Here is a 10,300-nt window from a genome sequence, read left to right as displayed (position 1 = left end):
TCGAATACCTAAAAACTTATTATTCCAAATAATTGATTGACGATTAAAGTCGCGAAAACTTGAGGCAATAGTAAGCTCAAATCCTGCTTTTTGTGCTGCACTTTGCAGCGCTAAAAAGTCGCTGATAATAGCGCTGTGCAAGCGATGATTTTGTATATCAGTTAAATGTGTATCACTTTGCCCTGTGATACACATTATTGGTGTTGGTTTAGTTACATCCATTATGTTAAAAGTTGCTCTAGTATTTGCTCGTAAATGTCGGTAAGGGCTATTAAATCATCGGTACTTACGCATTCATCTACTTTATGAATAGTGGCGTTACGTGGGCCAAGTTCAATTACTTTAGCGCCTGTTTGTGCAATAAAGCGACCGTCAGATGTGCCGCCGGTAGTTTCTAGATTCGTGGTTAAACCGGTTACTGATTTAATAGCTGTAACAGTGGCATCAACAAGCGGCCCGTGCTCGGTAATAAAAGGTAAGCCATTTACTATCCAACTTAATTCATAATTTAAGTTATGCTTTTGTAGAATGTCATTTACACGCTGTTGTAATTGCTCATGTGTTACTTGCGTGCTAAATCTAAAGTTAAACTGTACTTCTAGATCACCCGGGATCACGTTACCAGCACCTGTACCGCCATTAATATTCGAAATTTGAAAGCTGGTAGCAGGGAAGTATTCGTTTCCGTTATCCCACACCGTTTGGCTAAGCTCAGTAAGTGCAGGCGTTGCTAGATGAATTGGGTTTTGTGCTAAATGTGGGTAGGCAACATGACCTTGTACGCCTTTAACCGTTAGGTAAGCGGTAAGTGAGCCTCTTCGGCCATTTTTAACAACATCGCCTAATACATCTCGTGATGAGGGTTCGCCTACTAGGCACATATCAATTTTTTCACCACGTGCCTCTAGCGTATCAATTACGCGAGTGGTCCCGTTTACAAAAGGTCCTTCTTCGTCAGAGGTGATTAAAAAAGAAATCGAGCCTTTATGATCTGGATGTTTAGTAACAAAACGTTCGGTTGCTACAAGCATTGCGGCTAATGAGCCTTTCATATCGGCAGCACCACGCCCGTGCAGTAGGCCGTCTTTTATTAATCCTGAAAACGGCGGGTGTTGCCAATTTTTTTCAGGGCCTGTTGGTACAACGTCGGTGTGACCAGCAAAACAAAAGTGCGGCGATTGTGTGCCTTTTCGAGCCCAAGTATTAAGTGTGTCGGTAAAAAATAATGATTCTATATTAAAACCAACCGCAGCAAGGCGATCGTTCATCATTTGTTGGCAGCCAGCATCTTCGGGCGTTACCGATTCACGTTGGATTAGCGCTTGGGCGAGTTGAATTACGTCATTAGTCATTATTTAAAAATCTCGTCGTATTGGGCTGCTTTAAAACCTAAATGGTAACTGCCATTGTTTACCAGTACTGGACGTTTGATCATGGCAGGTTGTTCAACCAACAATGGGATAGCACTTTCTTTAGTTAGGCTTTGTTTTTGCTCATCAGTTAATGCGCGATAAGTTGTTCCACGTTTATTAACGAGTTGTTCCCAATCGAGCTTGTCTGCAAATTCACTCACCATTTGCTCATTTACGCCATCTTTGCGGTAGTCATGAAACGTAAATTCGATGTTGTTATCAGTTAAATGTTTTTTAGCTTTTTTTATCGTATCGCAGTTGCTAATGCCGTATAGAGTGATCATAAATCTAGTTCTTCTTAATAATAGTTAATAGTGTGTCTTCACCCGCATTTACATGCGAATGCGAGTAATGAAATGTGCTAAGGTTATGGCCGTTTAGTAAAATTAAACTAGCAAGCATTGGAGTATCAAGTTCTCGTAAATCAAAATAAGCAAGGCGTTGACCTTTGCATATTTTGCTACCATTGAGTTGCGCAATATGGGTATGCGTAATTGATTGCGAATCAAAAATAGTTAAGTTAATCAAGGTTTTTAAACCATTGTTAGCTTGTAGAATAAACTCAGTACCTGCATTTTTTACTTGTAATAAAGTTCCATCAAACGGTGCTAAAATTTTATGACTTGTTAGTTGCACCATAATACCTGGGCCCAGAGTGCCAAAACGAAAAAAAGGTTCTGGATGCTCTTTCAGTGCAATTACTTTACCTGTAAATGGGCTGGTTATATTTATTGCATTAAGAGGCGTTTTATTTTGAGCTAAATAGTCAATTTTTTGAGCTTTCATAAGTTAGTTTCCCACCACGTTATAACCCTCTTTTTTTAAAGCGGAAATAGCATTTTCTGCAGTGTGTTTTTTTATGAGAATATAATCAGTATCGTAGGTTGAAATTGAAAAGATAGAAATTTTAGCGCGCGCTAATACCCCTGAAATATTAGCCATAATTCCGGTTAACGAAAAGCCAAGTGGACCTACAACCTCTAAAGCTTGCCAGTCGGGTTCGGTATCCAGGCTTTTTACTTCAAAATCGCTTGGGCATACAATTGAAAGTTCATCATGGGTTTTAGAAATAAAAAACAAAGATTGCTTTAAAAGTGCCGCAGGTATGTCGGCATCTACATCTAAACTGTGTATAGATAAAATGGTGCTGTGTAATTGTAATGTTTGTTTTGACATTAAAAGCCTGCGAACAGCAATATTGATAGCTTTATAGTATAGATTATTGGCTTTAAATTAAAGGTGTAACAACGACTAACTCAGCAGTAAATAAGTAGATAAAAGAAGGGAGTAAAAACTTACCCACAATTTCTGTGGATAAGTATGGGGGTTGCAGGGTATAAATAACCTAACTAGTTAATTATTAAATAAATAATAGCTAGGCTATAAAAAGCACACGTTACGTTTAATGAGTAATTAGCGCTTCTGTTTGAGCTGCCTGAATGGCAGTTAAGGCGATTGTATACACAATATCATCAACTAATGCACCACGGCTTAAATCGTTTACAGGTTTACGCATACCTTGCAGCATAGGGCCAATACTTATCAAGTCGGCACTACGTTGTACTGCTTTATACGTGGTATTACCCGTATTTAAATCTGGGAATATAAATACAGTCGCTTTACCGGCTACAGGGCTGTTAGGTGCTTTTTTAAGTGCTACGTTTTCCATTATAGCGGCATCGTATTGTAGTGGGCCGTCGATAATTAGATCAGGACGTTTTTGTTTTGCTATTTTTGTGGCTTCACGTACTTTTTCAACATCGGCACCTGTACCAGAAGTGCCCGTGCTGTAGCTGATCATGGCAACACGCGGCTCTATGCCAAATGCAGCTGCAGAGTCGGCAGATTGAATCGCTATGTCTGCAAGTTGTTCAGCATTAGGGTCTGGGTTAATCGCACAGTCACCGTAAACTAATACTTGGTCAGGCAGTAGCATAAAAAATACAGATGATACTAGTGATGACCCTGGTGCTGTTTTAATCAATTGCAGTGGTGGGCGAATTGTATTTGCCGTAGTGTTTACTGCGCCCGATACTAAACCGTCTACTTTACCTTGCTCAAGCATCATTGTACCGAGTACGACGTTATCTTGTAGTTGCTCTTGTGCTACTACGGCAGTTAGGCCTTTGCTTTTACGAATTTCGACCATAGGCGCAATATAATCATTAATAATACTTTTTGGCTCGATAATACTTACATGTTCGTTTAGCTCAATACCTTGCTGCTGTGCAATACGCATTATTTCTTCGCGATCGCCTAGTAATATAGTTTTAGCAATTCCGCGTTGACCACAAATAGCAGCCGCTTTAATTGTACGAGGTTCATTACCTTCTGGTAGAACCACAGTTTTACCTGCTTTACGCGCTTTAGTGGTAAGTAAGTAACGAAATGCGGGTGGTGATAACTTACGAGTTTTACCTACACTTTTAGCTAGAGTATCTAGCCAGCTTGAATTGATATGCTCTGCGTTGTGATCTTTTACTTTTTCAATACGTTGGTCATCATCATTTGGTACTTCCATATTAAAGTTATGCAGTAGTAATGATGTACGCCACGTGTCTGCATCGGTTGCGAGTATTGGCAAACCGGTTTGCATGGCTTGCTCACACAAGGCCATAATACGTGGCTCTGGCTCAAAACCACCGGTGAGTAATATAGCGCCAAGTTTAGTGCCGTTCATAGCAGATAAGCACGCAGCAACAAGTATGTCAGAGCGATCGCCCGGTGTTACTAATAAAGCGCCTGGCGTAAAATAATTTAAAATATTTGAAACCGTACGAGCACAAAAAGTAATACGGCGCAGACGACGATGAAGCATATCGCCTTCGTTAATAATCGTGGCTTTTAAGTATGCGCTTAAGTCTTTTACGCGCGGCGCTACTAAGTCAAAATCCCACGGGATTGCACCAAGTAACATAAACGGATTTTTTTTAAAAATAGGTAGGGATGCTAAACGATTTAACTCGTTTTCAAGCTCTTCAGGTTTATAGGCATCGACTAAATCGGCGCGTGCACGACCTTCTTCATCAAGTGGCGCATTTACTTTATTAAAAATACAGCCCAGTACGCGAGGGTGATCGATACCACCATAGTTACCTGCTGCAATTTCAAGGCGGTCTTCTATTTGAGTAATGGTGTAATTACCTGGGGTAAGTACAAATACAATTTCGGCGCCGAGTGTTTGCGCAATTTCGCGGTTTACACGCCCAGCATAAGGTTGGCGACGAGTAGGTACCATACCTTCAATAATAGCGACTTCGTCGTCGTTTATTTTACTTTCAAAGCGTTCAACAATTTCCTCTAGTAGGTCATCACCTTTACCGTCGCCAATCATTTGCTCAGCATAATCAAGTGCAAAAGGCATTGGTGGGTTAATAGGTGAGCCTTGAGTGACTATTTGCGTTGATTTTTCAGGGCCTGTTTCACCTGAACGTGGCTGAGCTATTGGTTTAAAAAAGTTAACTTTAACTGTTTTTTGTTCAAGTGCACGCACTAAACCAACTGATACCGACGTTAAACCCACACCGGTAGAAACAGGAATTAACATAATACGACGTGCCATATTAAAGCTCCTTTACAATATTTGCAGCATCAAGGGCAATAACCCATTCTTCATTAGTTGGCATTACTACTGCTTTGACGTGTGAATTTTTACAGCTAATAACGCCTTCTTGACCAAAGCGCGCATTGAGGTTGGCTTGCGGATTACAATTAATGCCTAAAAAGGCAAGTTGTGTAATTACTTTTTCACGAATAATATCTGAGTTTTCACCAATACCACCAGTAAATATAACAGCATCAAGGCGCTGTAATGGCACCATATACGCCGCGATTTGTTTTGAAAGTCGGTAGCAAAACATTTCAATTGCGAGTATCGCTTTTTTATTCCCGGCCAAAGCGGCTTCTTCAATGGTACGGCAATCGTTAGAAAGCTCGCTAATACCTAACAAGCCACTTTTTTGATTTAGTAGGTTATCAATTTGCTGGGCTGTGTAATCAAGTTGAGTGGTTAAAAAGTTAAATAAACCAGGGTCAATATCGCCGCTACGTGTGCCCATTATCAGCCCCTCTAGAGGCGTTAGTCCCATGCTGGTATCAACACTCTTACCATTTTTAATAGCGCATACAGAACAACCGTTACCTAAGTGGGCACTAATAAAATTGCTTTGCTCGATAGGTTGCTCAAGTAACTTTGCTGTTTGCCCTGCAATATAAAAATGACTTGTGCCGTGAAAACCATAACGCCTAACACCAAACTCGGTGTACAACTTATATGGAAGAGCGTAAAGAAAGGCAACTTCATTCATAGTTTGGTGAAATGCAGTATCAAACACCGCGACTTGTGGCAAACCTTCAAACGATGCCTGCGCCGACGATATACCTAGTAAATTAGCGTGCCCATGAAGCGGCGCAAGCGTTGCAGACTGTGTAATGCCTGCAATTACTTTTTCGTCAATCAATACCGATCGCGTAAAGTGCTCGCCGCCATGTACAACACGATGGCCCACTGCGATAAGTTGATCGTCTAAGTTGTGATCTTTTATTAAGCTTACAAGCGTATTTATAGCCTCAGCATGTGCTTGATTAGCCGCTAAGTCGATAACTGTTTTAGCACCATTAAATTTGTATTTAATAGAGGGCGCTTTGTCGCCTAAGCGTTCAGCAAGGCCTGAAATGATTTCGTGACCATCGCTCGCATCAATAATGGCAAACTTTAAGCTAGAGCTACCACAATTTAAAACTAAAACGTGTTGTGATTCAGGAGGGGTTGTTGGCATAGATTCAATTTCCATAAACAAATTTAGTAAGTAAACGTTAATACGTAATCGTTACACTTACGGTATTAAATAAAGCTAAAACAATTGAATGTTCAATTGCAAAGTGGTTAACGCAATGTTAATTACTTTACCTTAATTAAGATATTTAAGTTAGGATTGTTCGCCATTAAAAGGTAAATTTAAGCTGTTTTACTGAGAAAGTGTAACTCTTTCATTTTGTGTTACACTTTGCGTATAGCTCGTTTTTCCATTGTATTTAAAAGCAGTATCTGTGAGGAGTCATGATGCAAAAAAGTGTGATGTCACAACTACAAACAGGCCGTTTGTATGGTAAAAAATGGCCAATGCGCAAAGAGCTTGCGCCTTTGTTTTTAGAGTTTAGGGTAATTAGAGCGACTGAGCTTGCCATTACAGTAATGCCAATCTTAGCCATGCTAACATTGTTTTTTCAGCTAAATTACTTGGGTTCTGATTTTTTACCGCAAGCCATTGCAAGTGCATTATTTTTTATATCGTTACCATTACAAGGTTTATTTTGGTTGGGTAAGCGAGCGCAAACGCCTTTAGAGCCTGCGATGCAAAAATGGTATAACGAGCTGTACACTAAAATGGCAGCTAATGGATATCAAACGCAGTTAAGTGAAAACAAGCCCCGCTATATGGAGCTTGCCAATTTACTTAAAGATATGTTTGATAAAATGGACAGGGCGTTTACTAAAGAGCAGTTTTAGAGAGTTACATCATTATCTATTTTGGTAAACTGAGTAATATAAAACGATAAGGTGACAGTGTGTTCACCTTTTTCTTCGAGTGCTGTCCAGTGCTCGGGTCTAAATTTCCATGCAAATGGCGTCATCATTATTAAGTTTTTAATATCAGTAAAGCTAAGCGCTACATGCTCTGTTAAAAGGATCTGCTCTGATTTTTGAAACCCTTTTGGAGTGGCTATTTCAGTATGTTCGTTTACTTCTGAATATATATACGATTTTAGCTCTTTTAAATGACAAGGACCTGGGCTTGCAACTACTAATGTTGCGTTTTGATTTGCTAGGCGTTCAAGCTCTTGCTCAAACAAAGGTGCAAATACGCTAACAAGTACATCAGCAAATTGGCTTTTAAAGGGGGCTTGGCTGATTGATGCCACACTAAAATGGCAATTAGGGTAGCGCTTTGCTGCATATTTAACCGCTGATTTTGAAATATCGACACCGTATACAACAGCATTTGTTTTATTCGCGATTGCTTGGGTATAAAACCCTTCACCGCATCCTAAATCAATAATAGTATTCGCACTTATATTACTGATTATATCACTAAGGCTTTGCTGTAAAAAACGATAATACCCACGCTCTAAAAATGCACGTCTGGCTTGTACCATTTCAAGTGAATCACCGGGTTGTTTTGAATTTTTCTGTTGCACAGGCAGTAAATTAACATAGCCTTCTTTTGCAAAATCAAAGCTGTGGTTGTTAGCACAACGAAGTGTGGAATCAGTTTTCAAAAGTGCTAGGTTACACAGCGGGCATTGATATTCAAGACTCATGAGCCTAGGTAGTCCTTATCGTAAAAAGTTTTTACCCAATGCGGGCGATAGGTGATCATAATTGTTATAGCCATGCCGTTGAGCATTGCTTCAGGAAACCAAATTATGGCACTTAAATAAACGTAGTTATCTGCAAGTTCTTGCCAATTGTATTGCCCTATAGCTAAGTAAAATAAAGCACCTAGGCCTATTTTTATACAGGCTATAAATCCTGCGGTTATAAACGCACAAACAAATATATAAACAAAAAAATGACGAGGTAAATATTGGTAACTAATTATAAAGCCAAGATAGCTCAATAAAATAGGAATAAACGCACCAATAAGCAGTTGTACTGGTAACAGCTCAAGTTCAATTTGACCAAAGGCAGCGAGTAGGGCTGTGGCAAGTAGGCTACTTAAAATAGTCAACCGCCAGCCTAAAATTAATGTAGCAGCCGTAACACCTAGTATGTGTAAATCAAGGCCAGTTAAAATGCCAGCCTTTATTCGCCAAAGCACTGCAAACACTAACGCACACGCAAGTACGCCAGTTTGACGGACTGACGTATTAAGCAATGTTTTATATGTTTTTTTATCAAAGCTTAATAGAGGAATAATAATTACAAGAGCCCAAAGTAGCCCCTGCATTGTTAGGCTGAGCATAATAATTACTTAAATGTTGACCATATAGGGGCATGATCTGACGGTTTTTCAATACCGCGAAGTTCGTAATCAATACCTGTATCTATGCAGCGTGCTGCAAGCTCATTGGTTGCAAGCACGACATCTATACGAAGTCCTCGATTATCTACAAACCCTTTAGAGCGATAGTCAAACCACGAGTATTGATCGTCTGTGTCGGGGTTTTGCTCTCTAAAGGTGTCTTTAAAACCCCAATTAAGTAATGTTGCAAGCCATTCACGCTCTACTGGTTGAAAAGAACATTTACCTGTTTTTAACCAACGTTTAGCATTTACGTCGCCAATACCAATATCTAAATCGGTGGGTGATATGTTGATATCCCCCATGACAATTACATCTTGATCGGGTGTGTGATTGGTTTCAAGGTGTGTCATTAAATCTTTATAAAATTGACGTTTATAAGGGAATTTAGTTTCGTGATTAATATTATCACCTTGTGGGAAATAGCCATTCATGACAGTAAGATCGCGACCGTTTTTTTGTTCAACAGTGACGCTTATCATGCGTTTTTGCGATTCATCTGTATCGGTGACAAAACCTTTTAAGACCGATTTAGGCTCTTTTTTGCATAACATAGCTACGCCATAATGCGCTTTTTGACCATGAAAGTAGACGTGATATCCCATTTTTTGTACATCTTCTAATGGGAATGCTTCGTCGTGAACTTTAATCTCTTGCAAGCCAATAACGTCTGGTTGATGTTTGTCGATAATTGCTTGTAATTGGTGAAGACGAGCACGCAGACCATTGATATTGAAAGAAATCACTTTCATAAAATTTACCTTAAAATTGGTTCTATTTAATAGCTTAAATTGTATCAGTAAATACGCGTACATAACATGACTGAATTGAGATAATAGCTGCGTAAATGTTGATCAAATGATGGGTGAAGTTTAAACATTGTGAATACAATATTAATTATTTAAATAAATAAAAAATTCAATTGAACTTAACTTTATTGAATATATAATGCGCGAAATTCACTTGTTTAGCTCGTTCAAATAGGATCTCTCATGAAAACACAACTACTTTTAGCCACTGCTTTACTAGCATCTGCAACTGCGTCAGCACAAAGCAATACTTACTTTAGCCAAGATAACAAAATTGAGTCTAAGTTATGCGTACTAAGTGCAAACGAAGGCTTTAGCGTTGCTCGTAAAGAAGCTGCCCAGCACGGTGTTTACCTATCTCGTTTTTCTAAAAGCATTTTATGTAATGGCGAAGATATTCGTGATATTGCTAAAAAAACGACATTAAGCAACGCATCAGTTGAGAAAGTAGAAGTATTTGCAAAAGACGCTCAACAAGAAACTCAACTATGTATGACGGCTTTAAAACAAGGTTTAGCACCTGTTCGTCAAAAAATTGGTAACCTGAACTCATTAAAATGTAATGGTCAAAACGTTACTGAGTTTGTTAAGCGCTACCAAAACGCAGCAATCTAATTGTTAGCTTAACTATATAAGTAAAATTGAAATACCTGGTTTTTACCGGGTATTTTTTTGCAAAAATTACAAGGTAGTTTGCAAAGCTTGCAAGCTTAACTTATTGAAACTGCTTAATAAATATACCGAATGAGATTAAGTTATTGATTATTATAAGTTAACTATTATTGGCATTAGATTTGTATTAGTTAAAGTGACATTTAATTAATTACGAAGGATACGTCTTATGAAAAAGTTAACATTAGCAGCCACTATTTTAGCATCATTAAGCCTAGCGGCTTGTTCATCTAATCAAGGTCTTGAAAGAATAGATAGTGACTTTGCAAGTTTAGATAATGATAGCGATGGCTACATCTCAAAAGTTGAAGCTGATGACGATAGCATTTGGGGCCATTTTTCAAATATTGATACCAATATGGATAACGAAATTAGCCGCAAA

At 38.9% G+C, this 10,300-nt stretch carries 12 protein-coding genes and 1 pseudogene; 3 read left to right on the top strand and 10 right to left on the bottom strand.

Translation table 11 applies throughout. From position 1 onward, the window contains the following. From CXF89_RS20115 to CXF89_RS20085, 7 genes are all read right to left on the bottom strand, one after another. A partial coding sequence (locus CXF89_RS20115) for a D-alanyl-D-alanine carboxypeptidase family protein (RefSeq protein WP_145990857.1) occupies positions 1-222 on the bottom strand: 222 nt, incomplete at its 3' end. After that, entirely contained in the window at positions 222-1,352 is a 1,131-nt protein-coding gene (gene dapE, locus CXF89_RS20110; protein ID WP_121955578.1) for a succinyl-diaminopimelate desuccinylase, read from the bottom strand. The genes dapE and CXF89_RS20115, both read right to left, overlap by 1 nt. Beyond that, positions 1,352-1,696, bottom strand: coding sequence for an ArsC family reductase (locus CXF89_RS20105; protein WP_024592532.1), 345 nt, complete (start codon positions 1,694-1,696; stop codon positions 1,352-1,354). The genes dapE and CXF89_RS20105 overlap by 1 nt, the downstream gene beginning before the upstream one ends. A gap of 4 nt (positions 1,697-1,700) precedes the next feature. Beyond that, positions 1,701-2,198, bottom strand: coding sequence for a PTS glucose transporter subunit IIA (locus CXF89_RS20100; RefSeq protein WP_121955577.1), 498 nt, complete (start codon positions 2,196-2,198; stop codon positions 1,701-1,703). 3 nt (positions 2,199-2,201) lie between these two features. Then, positions 2,202-2,588, bottom strand: coding sequence for an ACT domain-containing protein (locus CXF89_RS20095; protein ID WP_024592533.1), 387 nt, complete (start codon positions 2,586-2,588; stop codon positions 2,202-2,204). 226 nt (positions 2,589-2,814) lie between these two features. Further along, positions 2,815-4,974, bottom strand: coding sequence for a phosphate acetyltransferase (gene pta / locus CXF89_RS20090; RefSeq protein ID WP_010554245.1), 2,160 nt, complete (start codon positions 4,972-4,974; stop codon positions 2,815-2,817). Position 4,975: 1 nt separating this feature from the next. Continuing rightward, positions 4,976-6,190 (bottom strand): acetate kinase, encoded by a 1,215-nt coding sequence (locus CXF89_RS20085; protein ID WP_121955576.1) that lies wholly within the window; start codon positions 6,188-6,190, stop codon positions 4,976-4,978. A gap of 284 nt (positions 6,191-6,474) precedes the next feature. On the opposite strand from CXF89_RS20085, the gene yfbV reads away from it, so the two are divergent. Further along, positions 6,475-6,921, top strand: a complete 447-nt coding sequence (yfbV, locus tag CXF89_RS20080) for a terminus macrodomain insulation protein YfbV (protein ID WP_007582569.1) — start codon at positions 6,475-6,477, stop codon at positions 6,919-6,921. Here yfbV and CXF89_RS20075 read toward each other — a convergent pair. Genes CXF89_RS20075 through xthA form a run of 3 tightly spaced genes read right to left on the bottom strand, consistent with a single transcriptional unit; the run spans position 6,918 to position 9,189 of the window. After that, positions 6,918-7,733, bottom strand: coding sequence for a putative RNA methyltransferase (locus CXF89_RS20075; RefSeq protein ID WP_007582571.1), 816 nt, complete (start codon positions 7,731-7,733; stop codon positions 6,918-6,920). The genes yfbV and CXF89_RS20075 overlap by 4 nt on opposite strands. Beyond that, complete coding sequence (locus tag CXF89_RS20070; protein ID WP_121955575.1) at positions 7,730-8,377, bottom strand: energy-coupling factor ABC transporter permease; 648 nt, start codon at positions 8,375-8,377, stop codon at positions 7,730-7,732. The genes CXF89_RS20075 and CXF89_RS20070 overlap by 4 nt, the downstream gene beginning before the upstream one ends. Before the next feature lie 5 nt (positions 8,378-8,382). Continuing rightward, positions 8,383-9,189: an exodeoxyribonuclease III gene (gene xthA, locus CXF89_RS20065; protein WP_121955574.1), complete on the bottom strand. Its 807-nt coding sequence runs from the start codon at positions 9,187-9,189 to the stop codon at positions 8,383-8,385. Between the two features lie 240 nt (positions 9,190-9,429). On the opposite strand from xthA, the gene CXF89_RS20060 reads away from it, so the two are divergent. Continuing rightward, on the top strand, positions 9,430-9,861 hold the full coding sequence (locus CXF89_RS20060) for a hypothetical protein (protein WP_007582577.1): 432 nt from the start codon (positions 9,430-9,432) through the stop codon (positions 9,859-9,861). Between the two features lie 226 nt (positions 9,862-10,087). Continuing rightward, positions 10,088-10,300 (top strand): annotated as a pseudogene (locus tag CXF89_RS20055) (EF-hand domain-containing protein); the annotation flags it as partial.

Origin of the sequence: Pseudoalteromonas sp. MelDa3 (assembly GCF_002863625.1) — a bacterium.
Taxonomy (GTDB): domain Bacteria; phylum Pseudomonadota; class Gammaproteobacteria; order Enterobacterales; family Alteromonadaceae; genus Pseudoalteromonas; species Pseudoalteromonas arctica.
The sequence above is the reverse complement of the archived record's forward strand: the minus strand, read 5'-3'. Positions and strand labels throughout refer to the sequence as shown.

Bases quoted from the DNA above. Each gene is read 5' to 3' on its own strand.
- CXF89_RS20060 (WP_007582577.1), top strand. From the start codon at position 9,430: ATGAAAACACAACTACTTTTAGCCACTGCTTTACTAGCATCTGCAACT.
- CXF89_RS20095 (WP_024592533.1), bottom strand. From the start codon at position 2,588: ATGTCAAAACAAACATTACAATTACACAGCACCATTTTATCTATACAC.
- CXF89_RS20075 (WP_007582571.1), bottom strand. From the start codon at position 7,733: ATGAGTCTTGAATATCAATGCCCGCTGTGTAACCTAGCACTTTTGAAA.
- CXF89_RS20100 (WP_121955577.1), bottom strand. From the start codon at position 2,198: ATGAAAGCTCAAAAAATTGACTATTTAGCTCAAAATAAAACGCCTCTT.
- CXF89_RS20070 (WP_121955575.1), bottom strand. From the start codon at position 8,377: ATGCTCAGCCTAACAATGCAGGGGCTACTTTGGGCTCTTGTAATTATT.
- pta (WP_010554245.1), bottom strand. From the start codon at position 4,974: ATGGCACGTCGTATTATGTTAATTCCTGTTTCTACCGGTGTGGGTTTA.
- CXF89_RS20085 (WP_121955576.1), bottom strand. From the start codon at position 6,190: ATGCCAACAACCCCTCCTGAATCACAACACGTTTTAGTTTTAAATTGT.
- CXF89_RS20105 (WP_024592532.1), bottom strand. From the start codon at position 1,696: ATGATCACTCTATACGGCATTAGCAACTGCGATACGATAAAAAAAGCT.
- xthA (WP_121955574.1), bottom strand. From the start codon at position 9,189: ATGAAAGTGATTTCTTTCAATATCAATGGTCTGCGTGCTCGTCTTCAC.
- dapE (WP_121955578.1), bottom strand. From the start codon at position 1,352: ATGACTAATGACGTAATTCAACTCGCCCAAGCGCTAATCCAACGTGAA.
- yfbV (WP_007582569.1), top strand. From the start codon at position 6,475: ATGCAAAAAAGTGTGATGTCACAACTACAAACAGGCCGTTTGTATGGT.